Origin of the sequence: Winkia sp. UMB3158 (assembly GCF_030217145.1) — a bacterium.
Lineage (GTDB): Bacteria > Actinomycetota > Actinomycetes > Actinomycetales > Actinomycetaceae > Winkia > Winkia anitrata.
On the sequence record NZ_JASONH010000008.1, the window covers coordinates 19,299 to 40,824 of the forward strand.

General features: G+C 53.9%; 22 protein-coding genes and 1 tRNA gene. 1 reads left to right on the forward strand and 22 read right to left on the reverse strand.

Annotated elements, in window-relative coordinates:
* Window positions 1–97 precede the first annotated feature (97 nt).
* Both QP400_RS09160 and QP400_RS09165 read right to left on the reverse strand, forming a co-directional pair.
* Window positions 98–171 (reverse strand) — tRNA-Val (locus QP400_RS09160).
* 46 nt (window positions 172–217) lie between these two features.
* A complete protein-coding gene (locus QP400_RS09165) occupies window positions 218–628 on the reverse strand; it encodes a DUF3052 domain-containing protein (protein WP_004806309.1) in 411 nt (136 codons plus the stop codon).
* A gap of 221 nt (window positions 629–849) precedes the next feature.
* Here QP400_RS09165 and aceE point away from each other — a divergent pair, with 221 nt between their 5' ends.
* Window positions 850–3,597 (forward strand): pyruvate dehydrogenase (acetyl-transferring), homodimeric type, encoded by a 2,748-nt coding sequence (gene aceE / locus QP400_RS09170; protein ID WP_004806308.1) that lies wholly within the window; start codon window positions 850–852, stop codon window positions 3,595–3,597.
* A 227-nt stretch (window positions 3,598–3,824) separates the two neighbouring features.
* Here aceE and QP400_RS09175 read toward each other — a convergent pair whose 3' ends face one another.
* From QP400_RS09175 to QP400_RS09270, 20 genes are all read right to left on the reverse strand, one after another.
* A complete protein-coding gene (locus QP400_RS09175) occupies window positions 3,825–4,145 on the reverse strand; it encodes a hypothetical protein (RefSeq protein WP_004806307.1) in 321 nt (106 codons plus the stop codon).
* Entirely contained in the window at window positions 4,145–4,648 is a 504-nt protein-coding gene (locus QP400_RS09180; RefSeq protein ID WP_285462649.1) for a DUF3145 domain-containing protein, read from the reverse strand. The genes QP400_RS09175 and QP400_RS09180 overlap by 1 nt, the downstream gene beginning before the upstream one ends.
* 143 nt (window positions 4,649–4,791) lie before the next feature.
* The gene (gene def, locus QP400_RS09185; protein ID WP_004806305.1) at window positions 4,792–5,283 is read right to left on the reverse strand and encodes a peptide deformylase; all 492 of its coding nucleotides are present in this window, start codon (window positions 5,281–5,283) and stop codon (window positions 4,792–4,794) included.
* A complete protein-coding gene (locus tag QP400_RS09190) occupies window positions 5,283–7,064 on the reverse strand; it encodes a proline--tRNA ligase (RefSeq protein ID WP_004806303.1) in 1,782 nt (593 codons plus the stop codon). Before QP400_RS09190 ends, def begins: the two co-directional genes overlap by 1 nt.
* Before the next feature lie 56 nt (window positions 7,065–7,120).
* Window positions 7,121–8,272, reverse strand: a complete 1,152-nt coding sequence (ispG, locus tag QP400_RS09195; protein WP_004806302.1) for a flavodoxin-dependent (E)-4-hydroxy-3-methylbut-2-enyl-diphosphate synthase — start codon at window positions 8,270–8,272, stop codon at window positions 7,121–7,123.
* Between the two features lie 51 nt (window positions 8,273–8,323).
* Window positions 8,324–9,586, reverse strand: coding sequence for a M50 family metallopeptidase (locus tag QP400_RS09200; protein ID WP_004806301.1), 1,263 nt, complete (start codon window positions 9,584–9,586; stop codon window positions 8,324–8,326).
* 1 nt (window position 9,587) lies between these two features.
* Window positions 9,588–10,757 (reverse strand): 1-deoxy-D-xylulose-5-phosphate reductoisomerase, encoded by a 1,170-nt coding sequence (gene dxr / locus QP400_RS09205; RefSeq protein WP_048707026.1) that lies wholly within the window; start codon window positions 10,755–10,757, stop codon window positions 9,588–9,590.
* A complete protein-coding gene (locus tag QP400_RS09210) occupies window positions 10,754–11,305 on the reverse strand; it encodes a DivIVA domain-containing protein (protein ID WP_004806292.1) in 552 nt (183 codons plus the stop codon). Before QP400_RS09210 ends, dxr begins: the two co-directional genes overlap by 4 nt.
* Complete coding sequence (gene rlmN / locus QP400_RS09215) at window positions 11,302–12,486, reverse strand: dual-specificity RNA methyltransferase RlmN (RefSeq protein WP_004806290.1); 1,185 nt, start codon at window positions 12,484–12,486, stop codon at window positions 11,302–11,304. Before rlmN ends, QP400_RS09210 begins: the two co-directional genes overlap by 4 nt.
* Before the next feature lies 1 nt (window position 12,487).
* A complete protein-coding gene (locus tag QP400_RS09220) occupies window positions 12,488–13,360 on the reverse strand; it encodes a phosphatidate cytidylyltransferase (RefSeq protein ID WP_285462650.1) in 873 nt (290 codons plus the stop codon).
* Between the two features lie 15 nt (window positions 13,361–13,375).
* Complete coding sequence (gene frr, locus QP400_RS09225) at window positions 13,376–13,933, reverse strand: ribosome recycling factor (protein ID WP_004806285.1); 558 nt, start codon at window positions 13,931–13,933, stop codon at window positions 13,376–13,378.
* On the reverse strand, window positions 13,930–14,664 hold the full coding sequence (pyrH, locus tag QP400_RS09230) for a UMP kinase (protein ID WP_004806284.1): 735 nt from the start codon (window positions 14,662–14,664) through the stop codon (window positions 13,930–13,932). Before pyrH ends, frr begins: the two co-directional genes overlap by 4 nt.
* 71 nt (window positions 14,665–14,735) lie before the next feature.
* A complete protein-coding gene (tsf, locus tag QP400_RS09235; RefSeq protein ID WP_004806283.1) occupies window positions 14,736–15,578 on the reverse strand; it encodes a translation elongation factor Ts in 843 nt (280 codons plus the stop codon).
* A 14-nt stretch (window positions 15,579–15,592) separates the two neighbouring features.
* Complete coding sequence (gene rpsB, locus QP400_RS09240; RefSeq protein ID WP_004806280.1) at window positions 15,593–16,459, reverse strand: 30S ribosomal protein S2; 867 nt, start codon at window positions 16,457–16,459, stop codon at window positions 15,593–15,595.
* Between the two features lie 237 nt (window positions 16,460–16,696).
* Complete coding sequence (locus QP400_RS09245; RefSeq protein ID WP_081499169.1) at window positions 16,697–17,161, reverse strand: M23 family metallopeptidase; 465 nt, start codon at window positions 17,159–17,161, stop codon at window positions 16,697–16,699.
* Between the two features lie 76 nt (window positions 17,162–17,237).
* Window positions 17,238–18,146 carry a tyrosine recombinase XerC gene (locus QP400_RS09250; protein ID WP_004806278.1) on the reverse strand — a complete coding sequence of 303 codons (909 nt, stop codon included), beginning with the start codon at window positions 18,144–18,146 and terminating at the stop codon, window positions 17,238–17,240.
* A 12-nt stretch (window positions 18,147–18,158) separates the two neighbouring features.
* Window positions 18,159–19,274 (reverse strand): DNA-processing protein DprA, encoded by a 1,116-nt coding sequence (gene dprA, locus QP400_RS09255; protein ID WP_004806276.1) that lies wholly within the window; start codon window positions 19,272–19,274, stop codon window positions 18,159–18,161.
* Window positions 19,267–20,793, reverse strand: coding sequence for a YifB family Mg chelatase-like AAA ATPase (locus tag QP400_RS09260; protein ID WP_048707024.1), 1,527 nt, complete (start codon window positions 20,791–20,793; stop codon window positions 19,267–19,269). The genes dprA and QP400_RS09260 overlap by 8 nt, the downstream gene beginning before the upstream one ends.
* A complete protein-coding gene (locus QP400_RS09265; protein WP_004806270.1) occupies window positions 20,790–21,134 on the reverse strand; it encodes a YraN family protein in 345 nt (114 codons plus the stop codon). The genes QP400_RS09260 and QP400_RS09265 overlap by 4 nt, the downstream gene beginning before the upstream one ends.
* 86 nt (window positions 21,135–21,220) lie before the next feature.
* Complete coding sequence (locus QP400_RS09270) at window positions 21,221–21,520, reverse strand: DUF2469 domain-containing protein (protein ID WP_004806268.1); 300 nt, start codon at window positions 21,518–21,520, stop codon at window positions 21,221–21,223.
* Between the last annotated feature and the right edge of the window lie 6 nt (window positions 21,521–21,526).

Here is a 21,526-nt window from a genome sequence, read left to right on the forward strand (position 1 = left end):
ACTGCTAGCTGCCTACGCCCTGCCAAATACGACGGCAGAAATCTATGTAAACAAAAATGAAGAGCCTCGGCTGCACCGAGACTCTTCATTCTTACTGTGGGCCCAGAGGGACTCGAACCCCCGACATCCACGGTGTAAACGTGGCGCTCTAGCCAACTGAGCTATAGGCCCTGGAGCCACAACAATAACTTACTGTGGCCTCAAAAGGAAAATCCACTTATGCTCGATCGCGGGTCTGAACCCTAATTCCTGCCCAATCCGGAGCCACCACCACTGAGGAGGTAGCGTGCAGACCTGCCACCTGAGCTGCGCTTTCAATGGTAAACGGAGATACGTGGCCCGGCAGAGCAGACTTAGGTGTGATTACCCACACTACTCCAGGTCCGGCAAAATTTTGAGTGGCATCCACCAAACAATCGGTCAAGTCGTCTACTTCACCGTCGTCCTCGCGCCACCAAATAATGGCCCCATCGACGAGGTCCGCATAATCCTCATCTACTAATTCATTGCCAGTTTGCTCAGCAACTGCTTCACGCAGCGCCTCGTCGACATCTTGATCCCAAAGAAACTCTTGGACAATCTGACCGTCTTTGAAATCGAGCGGCTTTACAGCCGACTTCTGGGACACCTTTTTCTCCTTGAAACAATAAAACGGGTACGTGTCTGTGTTCACTTTACATTGTCACGCCCCCCAATGGGACATCTCACCCCCACTTGGGACACGAATATCATCCTTCCGGCCGAACTTTTCCGGGACTTATGGCACAATTCAAAGTGAACGAGGGACTTTTGTGCCCCTATCCGGCAAGGACGCCTCCTCGGGGTGTCCTTTTAGAGGAAAGAGATGACGTGCCCGAACAGAACCAGTCGAGCCCGCTTGTTGACGGTTTGTTAGTACAGATCCCTGACAACGATCCTGAAGAAACAAGCGAGTGGATTGAATCACTAGATGATCTGATCGAGGAGCGGGGTGCAAACCGCACGCGGTATGTCATGCTTGCAATGCTGAATGCAGCACGCCGCAAGAACGTGTCGGTTCCCGCATCCTTCACCACCCCATACATCAACACTATTCCAGCGCAGAACGAACCCTACTTCCCAGGCGACGAAAACACTGAACGCGCATACCGTCGCTGGATTCGCTGGAACGCGGCAGTACAGGTGACCAGGGCACAGCGCCCAGGCATTGGCGTCGGCGGCCACATTTCGTCCTACGCTTCTGTGTCCACCCTGTATGAGGTCGGCTTTAACCATTTCTTCCGAGGTAAGTCCCATCCCGGCGGAGGCGACCACATCTTCTTCCAGGGTCATGCCTCCCCCGGCATCTATGCGCGCGCATTCCTTGAAGGCCGCATCAGTGAAGAAGAAATGGACGGCTTCCGCCAGGAGGTTTCCACGCCCTCGGGACTGCCGTCCTACCCCCACCCAAGGCAACGTCCCGATCTTTGGGAGTACCCAACCGTGTCCATGGGATTAGGACCTGCAGAAGCAATCTACCAAGCTTGGTTCGACAAGTACCTGCACCTAAATGGCATCAAGGACACCTCTGAGCAGCACACCTGGGCGTTCCTTGGTGACGGTGAAATGGACGAACCGGAATCTAGGGGCATGCTCCAGACCGCCGCCGCCCAGAACCTCGACAACCTCACCTTTGTTGTCAACTGCAACCTGCAGCGACTAGACGGCCCCGTCCGCGGCAATGGCAAGATCATTCAGGAGCTGGAATCCTTCTTCAAGGGAGCCGGCTGGAACGTAATCAAGGTAATCTGGGGCCGTGGCTGGGACGGATTGCTCGCAGCAGACAAGGACCACGCGCTCGTACACCTGATGGACGAGGTACGTGACGGTGATTACCAGACTCTTAAGGCCAATGACGGCGCCTACGTGCGCGAGCACTTCTTCGGTCGCGACCCACGTACGAAGGAATTGGTAAAGAACTGGACTGACGAGCAGATTTGGGATCTTCGCCGCGGTGGCCACGACTACCGCAAGGTATATGCCGCCTACGATGCTGCTCTGAAGCACAAGGGCCGTCCTACCGTGATTTTGGCCCATACGATTAAGGGCTATGCACTCGGGGAACACTTTGCTGGGCGAAACGCAACTCACCAGATGAAGAAGCTTACCCTTGAGGATCAGAAGGCACTGCGCGACAGGCTACAGATCCCGATCACTGATGAGGAACTAGAGAAGGATCCGTACAAGCCTCCGTACTACATGCCTGACAAGGACGATCCAGCTCTTCGGTACATGCTCGAACGTCGCGAGGCCCTAGGCGGATACCTACCCTCGCGCCACCACGAAGATCCGCACCTTGAGCTTCCCGGCGATAAAGCCTACAAGATGATGACCAAGGGCTCTGGGAAGCAGAAGGTTGCTACCACCATGGCGCTGGTACGCCTCCTCAAAGAGCTCATGCGCGACAAGAACATCGGTAACCGCTTCGTTCCGATTATTCCGGATGAAGCACGTACCTTCGGCCTCGACGCTATGTTCCCGACCGCAAAGATCTTCAACGTTCACGGCCAGAACTACACGGCGGTAGATCACGACCTGATGCTGTCATACAAGGAATCCGCTCAGGGTCGACTAATGCACACCGGCATTAACGAAGCCGGTTCTGCTGCACTAATGCAGGTCGTTGGTACATCGTATGCAACCCATAACGTTCCGATGATTCCGTTCTACATCTTCTACTCGATGTTCGGATTCCAGCGTACTGGCGACCAGTTCTGGGCAGCGGGCGACCAGCTAGCACGCGGATTTGTGATTGGCGCTACTGCCGGTCGCACCACCCTAACTGGCGAGGGAACTCAGCACATGGACGGTCATTCGCCCGTCATTGCTGCAACCAACCCCGCCTTTGTCCACTACGATCCCGCCTACGCCTACGAAATCGGGCACATCTTCCGCGATGGCCTGCAGCGTATGTACGGAGATCCCGGCGACCGCGATCCAAACGTAATGTACTACCTAACCGTGTACAACGAGCCGATTGTGCAGCCTGCCGAGCCGGAAAACGTGGACGTCGAAGGCATTCTCCGCGGCATTTACAAGGTGGATGAGGCACCGGAAGATCGTCCCACCGTCAACCTGATGGCTTCTGGCGTTGCCGTGCCATGGGCCCGGCATGCTCGCGAACTACTGCTGAACGACTGGGGCATCGGTGCCAACGTGTGGTCAGTCACCTCATGGGGTGAACTCCGCCGAGATGGCATGGAAGCTAACCGGAAGAACTACCTGGATCCGGATCACTACACCAAGCCCTACGTGACACAGAAGCTCGAAAATACCGGTGGCCCATTCGTCGCGTCCACCGATTTCGACCACATGCTCCCGGATCTGTTGCGCGAATGGATTCCCGGAAGGTACTACACCCTCGGTGCAGACGGTTTCGGCTTCTCCGACACTCGCCCAGCCGCTCGTAGGCACTTCCTGATCGACGCGGAATCGATCGTAGTTCGGGCCCTACAGGCAATGGCTGACGACGGAATGATCGAACGCGACCTAATCCGTCAGGCCATTGAAAAGTATGACCTGATGAACGTCAATGCGACCTCGCATCGAGTTGACGATTCCGATGACTCGGTAGCCTAACGGCAAAGACAATTTGGGGGATGTTCCGCGGAACATCCCCCAAATTTTTGCCCAAATGCCGTGTCCTAAGTGGCTGCGTATTCGCGCCGCGGTACGAAGCTGGACTCGCTTCTTAAACGTTAAAATCTAGACGCCAGTATTGCCATCAAGATAGAGCCATAGGAATTCGTGCTTTCGCGAACCTTTGCAAAGAATAGCTACTAACTGTCGGAAACTGAGGAGCCGAACTACTTTTGATTACTGGCGAAAGCTCCGATCAGATCAGCAACGCTCTTCGCGCTATCTACATCTTTATCCATGGCTACATAGCCTTCATCTTCTACTCTCGCCACAACGGCCCAGAGCTGAAGGTCAGTAAGACCAAGAGATTCTAAGGTGTCGTCCTCTTCGACAACATGCCCCACTTCCCCGGCCAACGCCTGGCGAACTTGGGTTCGCAGTTCTTCACTGTGAGAAGTAGTTCGCCCGCTACCACCCTCGCCGGATTCACTGAAGTCTTCGTCCTGTAGTGCCGCGAGTTTAGCTAAAGCCTCTGCATCTAGTGCCATTACCCCACCCTATGCAACCAGCGGACGGGGGCTCCAGATCCTGCATACCGGAATGGCTCCAGCTCTTCGTCCCACGCTACGCCTAATGCGACGTCAAGTTTCTCCTGGAGCAAAGTAGCATCTCCCCCTGCCTCTTCCAGCGCCGCTCTAATCCTGTTCTCGGGTACAACAACATTCCCGGCGACGTCAGTTTGTGCATGGAATATTCCGAGGGACGGAGTATGCGACCAACGACCTCCATCTGCTCCAGCAGAAGCGTCCTCAGTCACCTCGTATCGCAAATGCTCCCACCCGCGCAGAGCAGACGCGAGTTGGACACCGGTGCCAGACTTCCCCGCCCAGCTGAATTCAGCACGGAAAGTGCCCTCTTGTGCGGGCTGTTCTGTCCAATCCATGGATACTTTTGTCCCCAACACGTCGGAGACAATCCACTCCACGTGAGGGCAGAGTGCACGCGGGGCTGAATGCACGAAAAGTACACCGCGCGAGAACGTTCCATTCATTTTGGACCTCCATAATACTGAGGGACGTCTTCCCCTACGACCTCAGGGTGATCCATTCGGCGGTGTGCAAAACTATTGAACACCACACCTATACGAAATAACAAGCCGGCACGCCGTTAGCAGCGTGCCGGCCCGAAAACTTCTTAGAGCCCCTGCTCGCGAAGTTCCTTCATCGCTTTCCGCCGGTATTTCTTAGACAACCGATCCAAGTACAGATGCCCATCCAGGTGGTCGCACTCGTGCTGAATGCAACGGCCCATTAGTTCTTCGCCCTCGACTACAACCTTCTTGCCATCAAGATCAATACCCTCTGCCCTGGCGTACCAGGCGCGCTCCGTTGGGAACCAGAGTCCGGGCACCGACAAACAGCCTTCGTCGCCATCTTGATATTCGTCCTCGGACAATTCCACAATCTTCGGATTCAAGATGTAACCGATCTCGCCATCAATATTCCAGCTGAAAGCGCGCACGCCCACACCAATTTGGTTAGCGGCGAGGCCAGCGCGGCCATCCATATCAACGGTCTCTAAAAGGTCCTCGACGAGTTCCTTGATCGAGTCATCAATATCAGTAATCGTCTCGCACTCAGTGCGCAAGATAGGGTCACCAACAACCCTAATGTCTCGAAGTGCCACTAGTCCTCCTTAGCGGAAATAATCGTGTAGGCGATTTTGTCCACGGCGTCTTCATAAGGCAGCTGGGTACGCTCACCAGTTGCTCTATTGCGCAGTTCCACTACGCCTTCTTTTTCGAAGTCTCGTCCGACGACAATCGAATACGGCACGCCGATCAGTTCCGAATCCTTGAACTTGACGCCCGCCGAGACCTTCTGCCGGTCGTCATAAATGACGTCTAGACCGCAACCATGCAATCCTTCGGCCAAGTTTGCAGCGGCTTCAAATACTCCTGCGTGTTTGCCAGTAGCCAATACGTGCACATCAAATGGTGCAATCGCGGGATGCCAGATCAACCCAGCATCGTCATGTCCAACTTCTGCCAGAGCTGCCAGCACACGAGAAACACCGATCCCGTAAGAGCCCATGGTCACGACCTGAGCCTTACCGTTCTGATCCAGAACTTTCAGGTCCAGTGCCTTGGCGTACTTGCGCCCTAGCTGGAAAATATGTCCAATTTCGATACCACGGGCCAACTCCAGTGGGCCAGATCCATCCGGTGCCTGGTCGCCCTCTCTGACCTCAGATGCCTCAATAAAGCCGTCTGCAACGAAATCACGACCATATACAAAGTCGTAATAGTGATAGCCGGCCTTATTACCACCAGTAATCCACGCGGAGCCTTCCGCGACATGCGGATCCAACAAGTATTTCGGACCAGTGGAATTGCCCTCGGCATCCTTCGGCGCGTTAGGGCCGCACACCGATGGCCCGATATAGCCGGGAACTAACCCCGGGAAAGCAGCCAGATCCTGCTCGTTAGCGAACTCAATTTCCGCAGGCGATAGAGCAGCCTCAACGCGACGAATGTCCACCTCTCGGTCACCAGGTATACCGATCACAATGACTTCGCGGTGACCGTCGGGATGCACTGCCGTTAGCGCCACGGATTTCAGTGTATCCGCCGCATCCCAGTCGCGGTCATCGCGACGGTAATGAGCATTAGAATAATCGACTAATGCTGCGATGGTGCCGGCACCCGGAGTTTCCTCCAAGTGTGCAGCAGGAGACTGTTCAGTAATTGGCTCCGGCCGAGGGGTCGTGACCGCCTCAACATTGGCGGCAAAACCACCTGCAGAACGCACAAACGTATCCTCGCCAATTTCGCAGGGGAACAAGAATTCCTCGCTACGAGAGCCTCCCATAGGGCCCGACATGGCCGAACAAATTACATACGGCAGATTCACGCGTTCAAAAATCCGCTGATACGCCTTACGCATAGACTCGTAAGACTTCTCTAGCCCCTCATCATCAATGTCAAAGCTGTACGCGTCCTTCATGACAAATTCTCGGCCGCGAATCAGACCAGCACGAGGACGAGCTTCGTCACGATATTTCGTCTGGATCTGGTACAGAGTAGCCGGCAAGTCCTTGTAGGAGGAGTACATGTCCTTCACCATCAAGGTGAACATTTCCTCGTGAGTCGGAGCAAGCAGCATGTCCGCGCCCTTGCGATCATTCAGCCTAAACAGGTTCGGGCCATATTCTTCCCACCTGCCGGTAGCCTCATAAGGCTCTTTCGGCAGCAGGGCAGGGAACAAGACTTCCTGGGCACCCGCCCGTTCCATCTCTTCGCGCACAATCGCTTCTAGCTTACGAAGCACACGAATCCCCAAAGGAAGCCACGTATAAACCCCCGGGGCTACCCTGCGGATATAGCCCGCGCGGACTAACAGCTTATGGCTTGCGACCTCGGCGTCGGCCGGGTCTTCACGTAAGGTTCGTACGAAATACGATGACATCTGAGCTAACACGCCTACAACTTTAGTAGACGTGGCCCAGATATAGCTACTTCGTCCTATACCAGGACTTGAACCCCTTCGCCTTCGCCCTCGGGCATGTCTTCGGCAAGCTTGTTGGCATACCGGATCAGTGTAGGCACAATATCGGTCTCGGGGACTGTCTCGACGACCTTTCCCTTAATAAAGATCTTGCCCTTTTGATTGCCGGAAGCCACGCCAAGATCAGCCTCACGAGCTTCACCCGGGCCGTTGACGACACATCCCATAACCGCTACTCGGAGCGGAACCTTCAAATCTTTCAATCCCTCTGTAACGGCATTCGCCAAAGTGTAGACATCCACCTGGGCACGCCCACACGACGGACACGAGACAATCTCGAGCGTACGGTCACGAAGACCCAGAGACTGTAGGATTTCAACCCCTACCTTTACCTCTTCAACGGGAGGAGCAGACAGGGAGACGCGAATCGTATCGCCAATGCCCTGGCGCAATAGTGCACCAAAAGCGGTAGCGGACTTAACCGTCCCCTGCAGAGCAGGACCCGCTTCAGTCACTCCAAGATGTAGCGGCCAGTCCCCCTTCGAAGACAGCAGCTCATAAGTCTTAATCATTGTGACCGGATCGTGGTGCTTCACAGAAATAGCAAAATCGTGGAAATCATACTGCTCAAAAAGCGACGCTTCCCAGACGGCGGACTCCACCATTGCTTCCGGAGTAGCCCCTCCATACTTCTTGTAAAGTTTCGGGTGCAAAGAACCTGCATTGACTCCGATACGCAGAGACGTCCCGTGGTCCCTAGCCGCCTTGACAATATCTTCAATCTGATCGTCAAACTTGCGGATATTTCCCGGGTTCACACGCACCCCTGCACAGCCGCCCTCGATAGCAGCAAAGACGTACCTGGGCTGGAAATGGATATCGGCAATAACCGGAATGTTTGACTTCTTCGCAATAATTGGAAGCGCTTCGGCGTCATCCGCAGACGGGCAGGCAACTCGCACAATATCGCATCCTGCAGCAGTCAACTCTGCGATTTGCTGCAAGGTACCGCCAATGTCGGTGGTCTTAGTAGTGCACATCGACTGCACCGTGACCGGAGCGTCGCCACCAACCCACAAATTACCTAGTCGGACCTTACGGGTCTTCTTCCGGGGGAAAACGTTCCGAACTTCTGGCATTCCTAAAGATACAGCTTCACTCACAGACATAAGTATGCCCAACTGAGGCTCAATTGTCGCCCGGCTTCGCCGCGAGCCATATCACGAAAGCTGAATCGGGACCACAAAATCTGCAACAACAAGAAGCACGGTAAGCAAAAGAAAAACTCCAAATACCCCGTACGTAAGTGGCATTAGGCGCGCAGTATCAACAGGTTGCGGCTTTTTCTGCCCCCGCATACGTGCCAAAAAATTACGCACACCTTCCCACAGCGCTCCTGCAATGTGCCCGCCATCAAGAGGAAGTAGTGGAATTAGGTTGAAAGCGAACAAAGCCATATTCACTCCGCCCCACAGGGAAATAAGCATAGCGATGCGGTCCGTTAACGTAACTTTTGCCGTGGAAGCTACGTCTCCGGCAATGTGTCCTACGCCGACCACAGAAACGACGCCATTCGGATCGCGCGGAGCTCCAGTAAAGACTGACTTGCTAACTTCAAATACCTGAACTGGCAGTTTCCCGATTACCGCTAAGGTTCCTGTGAACTGTTGCCACACACTCTGGGCTACCTGTGAGGCACTCAGACGTTTCCTGCTTGTCGCAGCGGTAATGCCAATAGGTCCATCACTAGGTATAGTCACTCTAACAGTTCTAGTATGACCGTCTCGGATAACTTCAAACGGGGTTAGCTGGCTACTGTGCGCCTTAATTTGCCGCGTAATATCTTGCCATGAATTCGTCGGGACTCCGCCTATGGAGGTTATCTTGTCCCCTGATCTCAAGCCCCCTTTGAAAGCCGCTTGGTGACAGGACGCATCACTACAGCTATCAACACTTGCCAGCGAAGTTTCAGGCACTGCAACCCCTATGCCTGCCAATGTAACCACCGCACAGCCAACGGCGAGCAATAGATTCACCAGGGGGCCTGAAAACATGACCACGATTTTTTTCGAGGCGGACAACTGCCAAAAGGCTTTGCGGCCATGCTGATCTAGCAGGTCAGCGGCAGAAGCCTCACGGGCCTCCTGGGCCAGTGTGAGGCGTACGTCCTGCTGCCGGCTTCTATCCATCAGTTCGTAGTCAGCAGCCCTAATGGGTTCACCGTCAATGGAGCCAATTACCTCATCGGCTCTAGCGGGTGGGAACATTCCTCCAATACGCACATAACCGCCCAGCAAAATAGCCTTTATGCCGTAGACAGTTCCACCAACTCGTTTAGCCCAGAGGGTGGGCCCAAACCCGACCATGTATTTAGGGACGGCCGCACCAAATTTCTTTGCGGGCAGCATATGTCCGCACTCGTGTAGAGCAACCGAGACGATGAGCCCGATTACTACGACAAGAACGCCAAGCAAGAAAGACATATCAGTTCAGTAGTTGTTTCGCTCTAGTTCGCGCCCAATTTTCAGCTTCATGAAGCTGAGCTAGATCAGGCTCGTCAACTCCTGAAAATTCCGCTACAACCTTTTGCACCGTGTCAACTATCGCCAGGTAGGGCACCTGTCCTGCCAAGAAAGCATCTACCAATACCTCATTCGCGGCGTTAAACACCGCGGGGTGGGCAGCGGAAGCTGCGACAGCCTGCCGAGCAATATCTATAGCAGGGAAGGTTTGACTATCGATCGGCTCGAAGGTCCAAGCACTAGCTTTATCCCACTGCAACGCCGGTGCCACTTCTACCAGTCTCTTTGGCCAGGTGAGGCCAAGGGCAATTGGAATCTTCATAGATGGAGGGGATGCTTGCAGCAATGTCGCACCGTCTTTGAAGGTGACCATGGAATGCACAATGGACTGGGGGTGTACTACAGGAATAATATTCTCGGGCGCGATATCGAAAAGAAGATATGCCTCAATCAGTTCGAGGGCCTTATTCACCAGGGTAGATGAATTAATAGTTACCACCGGCCCCATTGCCCACGTAGGGTGGTTCAACGCTTGCTGCGGGGTTACTGCCGAAAGTTCAGCCCGGCTCTTCCCCCTAAAAGGACCCCCGGAGGCGGTAAGAACGAGCTTGTCAACCTCTGAATGGCCATCCTGATTCTGGCTAGTAAGACCACGGTTATGGACTCCACCCGACAGCGATTGGGCAATAGCGGAGTGCTCAGAATCCACCGGAACAATCTGGCCCGGCCGCACCATAGCCGCTCGCACAAGCGAACCGCCAACCACAAGCGACTCTTTGTTAGCCAGTGCGAGCGTCGCACCACTTTGCAGAGCAGCGAGTGTAGATTCCAATCCCACGGCACCATTTATCCCATTTAGTACCGTTCCATTAGGAACAGCCTTAGCCGCACGAACTACTGCTTCAGCGCCGAAATCAACATTCGAGATGTCGGACAGCTTTTCCTTCGCAAGTGGGTTAGCTACTGCAACAAACGCAGGTTTGAACTCGTCAATCTGCCTACGCAACAGCTCTACATTAGAACCGCCACAGGCTAACGCTATGACTTCGAATTCACCAGGATGGGTCCTAATGACCTCCAAAGCCTGCGTACCGATGGAGCCCGTAGAGCCTAGTATTGATATCTGTTTCATTCTACCGACAGCAATATCTCAATAGCCCGATTCAGATAGGCGTCTACTACGCCCTCTTCATACGCTTTAGTACCGCGAGCATGCTTGAAGGTGACGCCCCTGATCTGATCGGCGGTAAGTACTTCCCCATCGTCAAAAAATGAAGCGATTCGATCTAGGAACTGATCGACCTGCTCGGCATCATAGCCCTTTCCAGAAGCAGGATGGTCAAAGCGCTCCCCCGCCGGACGCAGCAAGCGCGGGTAAAGCGTGGTAGCCCTCGAAGCTACCCGATCCAACCAGGCTTGTTGCCCGTTTACTGCCACGTGGTCGGCTCGGTCGCGTTTCACGAAGGCGGCTTCAAGTCTATCCAGAGCCCCATCTACGACCTCGGTAGCATATCCGCCACGAACCATAGAAAACCGGACTGCTCTAACCTCGGGAGAACTAAATTGCTCGGCCGGCATACCGCCCTCGTAGGCAGCCCGAGCTCTTTCAAAAAAGCTGTCTACCTCATTTTGGGTGTAGCCCTTCTTAGGCCATCTAGCTTTCGGAAAGACCTCGCTCATTGCTGCTCCTTCATTTTCTTTTCCACTGCTGTGGCCAGCTGACCGCAAGCCCCATCAATATCGGATCCGCGCGTGTCACGAATAGTTGTGGCCACACCGTTCCTTCTAAGAGTATCTACAAATTTTTGCTGGGCAGCCTTTGTCGAGGCCGTCCAGATAGAACCGGGGGTCGGATTCAATGGGATTGGGTTAACGTGAGCCCAACCGCTACCGCGAGAATTCAGTTCATCAGCGAGTAACTGCGCTCTCCAGGCATGATCATTCATGTTCTTGATAAGCGCATATTCGATGGATACGCGTCTACCAGTTACCTCGAAATATTGGTGCGCCGCATCCAGCAACTCACCTACTTTCCATCGGGAATTAATAGGAATAAGATCATCGCGCAAGTCATCATCGGGAGCGTGTAAAGAAACTGCCAGTGTTACCGGTAGGCCCTCTTTAGATAGCTTCTTAATCGCAGGGACCAACCCCACGGTAGAAACAGTAATGTTGCGAGCAGAAAGCCCGAACCCTTCCGGTGCTGGATCGATAAGACGGTGTAGCGCTCCCACGACCGTCTTGTAATTCGCCAACGGTTCTCCCATCCCCATGAAGACAACGTTGGTGAGTCTAGTTGGCCCCCCAGCAAGATCACCATCACGTGCGGCCTGACTAGCCCTGCGAACCTGATCTATTATCTCGCCAGTGGATAAATTCCTAGTAAGCCCCATCTGACCGGTGGCGCAAAATGGGCAAGCCATGCCGCAACCGGCTTGGGAAGACACACAAAGCGTTGTCCTGCTCGGATACCGCATCAGGACAGACTCAACACGGGCTCCATCAAAAAGTTCCCAAAGATGTTTCACTGTGCGACCATCGTCTGCCCTAATTGCAGCTGCCTCTTGGATAAGGCGCGGAAGCAGGAGCTCACAGATCTGGCTCCGCTGCCCGGCGGGCAAATCTGACATATCTGCCGGATTGGTAGTCAAGTGAGTGAAAAAATGCCTAGACAGCTGGTCGGCACGAAAGGCAGGCAGTCCTGCTTCCTTCAGAGCAGCCTTCCTACCAGCCAGATCGAAATCAGCTAGGTGGGTTGGTGCCTTACCGCGGCGCTTGGCTTTAAAAGAGAGAACTGGGCGAGCATCCGGGTGGGTAGCCCCCTCCGGCGCCTGATCCGTAGGCCTAACCTGTATGTTCATGTCACCAACCAAACGCAACGCGGAAGATAAAATAGCAAACTGGAGTCGCCAAAAGAATGGAATCCAACCTGTCCATAACACCTCCGTGTCCGGGCAGGAGCCATCCCATGTCTTTTAGACCGAGGTCCCGTTTTAGCAGAGATTCACCCAGATCGCCAAGTGAGCCAAATGTGGCAGCTGCAACGCCGAGCAAGATTCCCCAGAGCGGTGATGCACCCAACAACCACATGCCGACGGTTCCCGCCACTACCGCAGCTACCACCGATCCTGCGAATCCCTCCCAGGACTTCTTCGGCGAGATCTTTGGTGCCATTGGGGTCTTCCCCCACTTAACTCCTGCCGCATATCCGCCCGTATCGGAGCACACCGGCAACAGCACAGCTAACGCAACGGGCCACGTACCTTGCGGCGAAGACCCTATTAGAACAAGAAAACTTCCAAGGAATGGAACATAAGTTGTAGCGAAGACAGAGACTAAGATGTCCCGCATCGCTGACTGATCAAGTGACTCAACAGAGCGCCACAAGACCAGCGCCAACAAAGTAGCGAAATAGGCACCCATCATCCCTTCAGGGCCAATAAAGTACGCGCACACGACCATGCCCACCATGCCGACCCATAGGGGCGGCAACATTACCTCGCTATCTGATCGCGCAAATGCCCCAGCTAATTCGTAAAGCCCTAAAGCGCCAGCGAGGATGATAAGCACGGCAAGTGGGAACGGGTGCAGCAAAGAAAGCAAAAGTGCGCCAATGAGCGCAGCGCCCACACCAATCGCCGCAGGCAAATTCCTTCCGGCCTTTCCAGTAGGGGCAGCTTTTGCCCGCTCTTGGGTAGCTTTAGGCCGCAGAATGTTCTTCGCTCGTTGACGCACTTTCCCTACCTGAGACTAGATAGTCAGCAGTTCTTCTTCTTTCGCTTCCATGACTTTGTCGACCTTCTCGACATAGGTCTTGGTTAGGCCTTCGAGATCCTTTTGAGCACGCTCAACGTCGTCCTCGCCTGCGTCGCCATCTTTCTTGATCTCGTCGAGTTGATCCATGCCCTTGCGACGAATACCGCGCACCGCGATGCGGCCCTCTTCGGCCTTAGTCTTAGCAAGCTTCACGTATTCCTTGCGACGCTCCTCGGTGAGGGCAGGCAGGGTAACACGGATAATCTTGCCGTCATCAGTGGGGTTAACGCCAAGGTCGGACTCACGAATTGCCTTGATAATGGCATCCATGGCGCCCTTGTCAAATGGGTTAACAATGACGGTGCGAGCTTCAGGAATGTTGAACGAGGCAAGCTGCTGCAAAGGAGTAGGCGCCCCATAGTAATCAACCTGAATAGAATCGAACATCGAAGTGTTGGCGCGCCCCGTGCGAATGTTAGAGAACTCTTCGCGGGTAAAGGCCAACGCCTTTTTCATTCGATTTTCGCAATCGCTAAGAACTTCCTTAATCACTTGCTTGTCCCTTCGTCTGCAGTTACCAGTGTTCCAATCTTCTCACCTAATAAGGCGCGAGTTACGTTCCCTTGCCCATTCATGCCAAAAACACGCATGTTCAGACTGTTCTCGCTGCAAAGACCGAATGCAGTTGCGTCAACGACGCGAAGTCCTTCAGCCAGAGCCTCACGGTATGTTACTCGGTCGTAACGCACCGCATCTGGATTTGCCTTAGGATCATCGGTGTAAACACCATCCACGCCATTCTTTGCAACTAGTAGCTCCTGGCAGTGGGTTTCCAGAGCTCGCTGCGCGGAGACAGTGTCGGTGGAGAAATATGGCATGCCAGCGCCAGCGCCGAAAATGACTACGCGACCTTTTTCCATGTGCCTGATGGCTCGAAGCGGGATGTATGGCTCAGCGACCTGGGTCATAGCAATCGCCGACTGGACCCTGCAGGTAACTCCCGCCTGCTCTAGAAAATCCTGAAGAGCCAGGGCGTTCATCACCGTACCAAGCATGCCCATGTAATCTGCGCGCGCTCGGTCTAGGCCCTTGGTGACTAGCTCAGCACCACGGAAGAAATTTCCGCCGCCCACAACGACTGCCACTTGCACGCCCTGCGCGACGGCTTGCGCGATCTGCTTTGCAACACCGGAGACTACCTCGGAATCTAACCCTACGGCGCCTCCTCCGAACACCTCCCCAGACAACTTCAGGAGAACTCGGCGAGGTTGTTGTGCAGACATAGCTAGCCTTTCTTTGCTGTAAACATGCCGGTGGCCCCGAGCCTACCGCCCGGGGCCATCCTTTGCTGGACTTAAGCGCCTACGTGGAAGCGGACGAAGGACTTCACTTCGCCGCCTGCCTGTTCAACGATCTGACCCACCGTGTGCTTGGGATCCTTTGCGTAATCCTGATCAAGCAAGCAGTGATCCTTGTAGAAGGACTTCATACGCCCCTCAACGATCTTCGGCACAATCTTTTCGGGCTTGCCCTCGTTGATTGTGAGTTCAGTTAGAGTCTGACGTTCCTTCTCGAGATCCTCTGCGGGAACATCGGATTCAGAGAGGTAATCAGGCTGGTATGCCGCAATGTGCATTGCCACATCGTGCGCAATCTGCTCAGCAGCGTCGTCGGTACCAACTAGAACGCCAACCTGCGGGGGCAGATCCGGGTTCGAGTAGTGCATGTACTTGGTGACCTTGGGCGCTTCAACGCGGGCCATACGAGAGACCTCAATCTTCTCGCCAATTACGGCTGCAATTGCGTCTACCTTGTCCTTGACGGTTCCCTCTTCAGCCTTAGCTGCAAGCAGCTCTTCGGCGTTGGTTGCACCGGACTCGACAGCGGCTTCAAGTACCTCGTTGGCAAAATCAATGAACTTCTGATTCTTTGCCACGAAGTCGGTCTCGGAGTTTACCTCGACCATGACGCCAACCTGGCTGCCATCGACATCAGCAATGTGAGCCAACACTAGGCCAGCAGAGGCCGAGCGATCTTCACGCTTGGAGATGGACTTCAAACCCTTCAGGCGGATGATCTTCAGAGCTTCGTCGTGATCACCATTGGCCTCGTCAAGAGCCTTCTTGACATCAAGCATGCCCGCGCCAGTTTCCTCGCGCAGAGACTTGATATCTGCAGTGGTGTAGTTCTTTGCCATTTTGTTTCCCCTAATTACTTTGCGGAGGCAGCATCGGCTGCCGGGGTCTCAGACTTGGACTCTTCTCCCTTGGCAGCCGACTCCGACTCTTCAGCCTTAGCTTCTTCCTTGCCTTCGGAACCTTCCAGAATCTCGCGTTCCCAGTCGGCCAGAGGCTGGCCTTCCTCGTCCTTGTTAGAGGACTTCGAGTTAGAGCGAGCTAGAAGACCATCAGCTACTGCGTCAGCAATGACGCGAGTCAGCAATTCGACAGCGCGGATAGCGTCGTCGTTGCCAGGGATACGGTAGTCAACTTCGTCAGGATCGCAGTTGGTATCCAGGATGGCGACAACGGGGATGTTGAGCTTGCGGGCTTCAGCAACCGCGAGGTGTTCCTTCTTGGTGTCGACAATCCAAACAGCCGACGGCACCTTGGCCATGTCACGGATGCCACCAAGGGTGCGGGCGAGCTTGTCACGCTCACGACGCATCATCAGCAGTTCCTTCTTGGTGTAAGAGGAGCCAGCGACGTCGTCAAAATCGATCTGCTCAAGTTCCTTCAGGCGCTGCAGACGCTTGTTGACGGTGGAGAAATTAGTCAACATACCGCCGAGCCAACGCTGGTTGACGTAGGGCATGCCGACGCGGGTTGCCTGCTCAGCAATAGCTTCCTGAGCCTGCTTCTTGGTACCCACGAACAGCAGGGTGCCGTTGTGTAGCACGGTCTGCTTCACGAAGTCATAAGCCTCGTCAATACCGGTTAGGGTCTGCTGCAGATCGACGATGTAGATGCCGTTACGGTCAGTTAGAATGAACGGCTTCATCTTCGGGTTCCAGCGACGAGTCTGGTGCCCGAAGTGAACGCCAGCTTCAAGCAGCTGGCTCATGGTTACTACTGCCATGATAATTCCTCTCTGACGCGCCAAAGCGCGCGGGGCCTTTGCCCCTAGTTTCGGTTACGTTTCAACGGTTCCTGGTGCAACGAACGCCAACACCCCGAAGGGACCGCTGTCGGCGCACCGGCAAAAGCCGAAAATTGCACGCGAAGTCACCCACCTACGGTGAGTGCTATGAAGCAGTTTAGCTGAGCAAGTGAGTACTTCCAAGCCCGCGGCCGTGAATTTCGCCTCCGCTTTCTTCTATAGCGGTTTTAGCCTTATGGGTCCGAAGAGAAATTGAAGAGGGTTTATATACCGATCTCGTCCCACCAGAGCTCCCCAATGCAATGCGTCATGATGCCCTGGCATAAGCGTTCCTATAAATTGTCCTTTCTTAACGCTTTGGCCCTTTTTCAGATCCGATCGCACAGGTTCATACGTTGTGCGAAGGTGCTCTGAATGCTTTATTGAGATCACATATTTCCCGGCAATGTTGCCAGAAAAATAGACGGTTCCTGCCGCCGGCGCAAAGATTTTCCTGCCGCATGCCAAATCAACTCCCCTGTGCCCTGCAAGCCACTTCTTTGCTGGCGGAGCAAAACTGCGGACTACCCGGGACTTATATCCGCATGGCCACAGAAAACGATAGTGTGGAACGGCACTGCTTGTGGGGCAACGGCTCAGAGCGAAAACTAGACAGGTACATACACAAAATAACTTCTTCATAGTCTTAACTGAAGAATAATTATCCTCTGATTGAGGGGCTGAAAACCACTAACTGTGGATCGTAAACTGTGGATGCTTAGGCTCGGGGATGTGCCTGCAAAAATGCGGCTCTAAGACGAGCATCATCAATATGCGTGTATCTTTGAGTAGTTTGCATTGAGGAGTGCCCAAGCAGTTCTTGGACGGCTCTAAGATCGGCTCCCCCCGCCAATAGCGAAGTTGCCGCAGAGTGCCGCAGTCCATGTGGCCCGACGTCCGCTAGCCCCGCGAGCGCGCTTATTTTCGTGACCGCTCGCCGTACTGCTCGGTCCGAGAGACGAATTCCTCTATTAGATATGAATAGGGCTTTCGTATTCTGCTTCGATTTGCCAAGCAGCCTGTCTCGGTTCTGCCGCAGATAACAGCGGAGCGCATTCCTTGCTGGTATGCCAAAGGGTACTGTGCGTTCCTTTGCGCCCTTGCCGAATACCCGGATAACGAGTTCGTCCATGTTGAGATCTGGTAGATCTAGTCCTACCAACTCTGAGACTCTAATGCCGGTGGCATATAGCAGTTCTAATGCGGCCCAATCACGGATAGAGGCAGGATCATCGCCAACCTTCTTTGCTACCGCAAGGAATAAATCTGCCTGTTCTGAGGTATATAGCCCGGGGAAAGTTTTCTGTAGTTTCGGCGATTTCAGTCTTGCGGCAGGGTTATCTGAGATAATCCCCCTGCCCTTAGCCCAGGCACAAAAAGAGCGTAGAGCCGCTGCCCTGCGCGCAAGTGAAGCACGGGCACTGCCATGCTCAGCATAATTTGCCAACCAATCTCGTAAGTTTTGTAAAGACAGATCCTCTGGCCTAAGCGACTGGTTACCGTCCTTATCTACAAACGCGAAGTAATCCCTTACGTCGCCTGTATAGGCTCGCACGGTGTTCTGACTCATAGAGCGAGCCGAACGCAAATAATCGGCATATGCCGTCAGAGTTTCTTCTACTTCCACTATGGGCAAATTCTACTGCATGCGCCTATAGGATTTCCCATTACGACTAATGCGGCCAGCCATCTCCAGTGTTCCGAGGGCAGCGCTTACCTCAATTGGAGGGATCCCGGATACAACCACCAGCTTTTCGCAGGTTGTAGAACCTACCTTCGGAAAAGCATCCAGAACTCTGGATTCTCGTTCGTCAAGATCGTCAAGAAGACTGCCACATGATGGAGGACGCGACAGGCTCTCCCGTTCTCCCAGTATTTCCATAATGTCGTTCTGATCGGTGATACAGGTTGCGCCCTCCTGGAGCAACCTATTAGTACCTTTAGACATCTCGGAAGTAATGGGCCCAGGAACGGCCCCCAGTTCTCTGCCTAGCTCAAGGGCATGGCGAGCAGTATTTAGGGCTCCTGAACGAGACGCTGCTTCGATGACGACAGTTAGTGGGCACAGAGCAGCAATAAGACGGTTTCTGTCTAGAAAGCGCCATCGCGATGGCCGTCGTCCTGGTGCGATTTGCGAGATTATTCCTCCGTTTACCTTTATCTGTTCGAACATCTGAGAGTTCATCTGCGGGTATAGCCGATCTAGTCCTCCAGCTTGCACTGTAAGCGTGTTTCCTGCTGCAGAAAGAGCCCCTCTATGTACTGCGGCATCGATGCCGTATGCCCCTCCAGAGATCGTAGTTACTCCTTTTGCTGACAGTGAGTGTGAAAGTTGAGCCGCTACTTCGTCTCCGTACCGGGTAGATGCTCGGGCACCCACAAGTGCAGCAGAAGCATCTAGTCCTCGGAGAATCTCCTCGTTTCCTATAAACCAGAGGCCGAAGGGGGCCTGTTCTACCAACCGTCTGCCGGTTAGAGGCCATTCTGGGTCGGAAGGAATTAGGAACCTATGCCCCTGAGTTCCCCATCTAGCCAAGAGCCCCGCAACCTCGCTTGGATTTAGCCGGGCCCGCCAGGCCTCTGCCCGCTGCGAAACGAGCTTTCCCATCTTCCCCGAAATTGGCGGAACCTTCTGACTAGAGAGCAACCATTCATATGACTGCACTACACCAACCTCGGTTGCGAAGGAGAGCGCTACCGTATCCGCTGGTTCACTAACCAATGCCCAACCTAGCCTTGCCTCGCGCTCATCCATTTTGTCCTCCGTTCCTGGTGCGTAGTATGAAGGCCTTGGCTATGTCGTCGGCCTCCAAATTGTCACGCCCCGCCAGATCTGCAAGAGTTCGCGCTACTCGCAGAATTCGGTCCTTTCCACGCATCGTTATGACCGACTGCTCAACTAATTCATCAAGTTTTAGATTCTGCTTTGCACTCACAAACTTCCTTAGCACCGGTCCCTTCAGGAAAGCGTTTAGGCAGCCACTACGCTCGCGCTGTACCTGCCTTGCCGCTTCGATCCGGGGGCGGATACTAGCGGAAGACTCTGGTGCCGGCCCTGCAAGAGTGCCAGGTTTTGGTGGAGCCATATCAACATGAATGTCCATTCGGTCTAGCAGCGGACCAGAAAGTCTAGTTAGATATCTTCGGCGTTGATAGGGAGTACATACACACCTACCAGAAGTATCTCCGGCATACCCGCAGGGGCAGGGATTAGCAGCCATTATCAACTGGAACTTTGCCGGAAGGGTAACTGCCCCAAGACTGCGATGAATAGTAAGCGATCCTGATTCAATTGGCTGTCGCAAGGCGTCTAATACCGACGGGGCAAATTCGGGTGCCTCATCCAAAAACAGCACCCCATTGTGAGCAAGAGAGATAGCGCCTGGACGCGCAAGACCACTGCCACCTCCAATCATTGCCGCCATAGATGCATTGTGATGGGGCGCGATGAAAGGAGGCGCGTATATCAACCCTTCACTAGGATCCAACGTGCCAGCTACCGAATGAATAGCCGTTGTCTCGATTGCTTCTTTTTCCGACAATGGTGGCATTATCGTTGGCAACCGTTTCGCCAACATAGTCTTGCCAGATCCCGGAGTGCCGAGAAAGAAGATATTGTGTCCTCCGGCAGCGGCGACCTCTAGAGCCAATCGCCCTTCAAATTGGCCATACACCTCGGCCATGTCTATCGCATCTAAGCTAGTTTTTGCAGGCATGGCTAAAGGTTCAGAATCGGGATATACGACTTCGCGAGCCGGTTCAATTCCGAGGTGATTAGCTAGATCCCCAAAGTTGCGCACCCCAATTGGCCGAGCTCCGGGTACTAAAGAGGCCTCTTCCAGATTCTGGATTGGGACCACTACCCTCGGTTTACCTTGTTCTACCGCCGCAATCACTCCAGGGAGAACGCCAGTTACTGGATGTATAGTTCCATCCAAACCGCATTCACCTAGATACACACACTCACGCGCAATATTTCTGCACTTTGCACTTGCAGTTGCAATAGCAGCCACCGCAATCGCTAGATCGAAACCAGTTCCTGCCTTCTTTAAAGATGCCGGTGCTAAATTTACAGTCAGATGCCCACTCGGAAATGGTAAAGCTCCACTTGAGATAGCCGCCCCCACCCTGTGAGAGGCCTCCCGCAAAGCAGAATCGGGCAAACCTATAACTGTAAAGCCTGGTAGCGAACGTGCCCTCTTCGCCTCAACCCTAACTACATGACCAGTAGCTCCTAAGACTACGACTGACCAGGTGTGCGTGTAATTGCTCATTGCACGCCCCGTATGTAGGTAACCCTCGGAGGAATGACGCAGTCTATTCCAACCACATCAATCCGCATCAGCGTTGGACCATGGCGGCGAATCCATTCTGAAGCAAGCGCTCGCAGATGTACCATCTTTTTGTGATCAACGGCCTCGACGGGGGCTCCGGCAACACGAGATCGACGAGTCTTTACCTCGCAAATAACAGTTGTTCCCGCAGCCGGATCGAACGCAACAATATCGGCCTCCAAGTGCCCCGCGCGCCAGTTGCGTTCCAATATGACTAAGCCCGCATCAGTGAGGACCTTGCAAGCTAGGGATTCCCCCGCATTTCCAATTTCACCGCTCATACCTCGAGTCTGGCCACCGCAGCCAGCTCTTGCATCCAAGAGACGCCACAGCTGTGGAAAGTGGGGGCGTTATTTTCTGTGGATACTTATAAGTTGAGTTCAGGTTTATTCAGCTCTTCTACATTCACATCTTTATAAGTAATGACACGAACGGATTTTACGAATCTTGACGTCCTGTAGATATCCCAAACCCAAGCATCTGTCAGAGTTAGCTCAAAAAAAACGTCAGTTCCCGCGGTGCGCGCTTGTACGTCCACTCCATTAGCCAAGTAAAAGCGACGTTCAGTCTCGACGACATACGAGAAAAGGCCCACAACATCGCGATATTCGCGAAAAAGCTCTAGCTCTAAATTGTTCTCGTAGCTCTCTAGGTCTTCAGCACTCACGCAAGG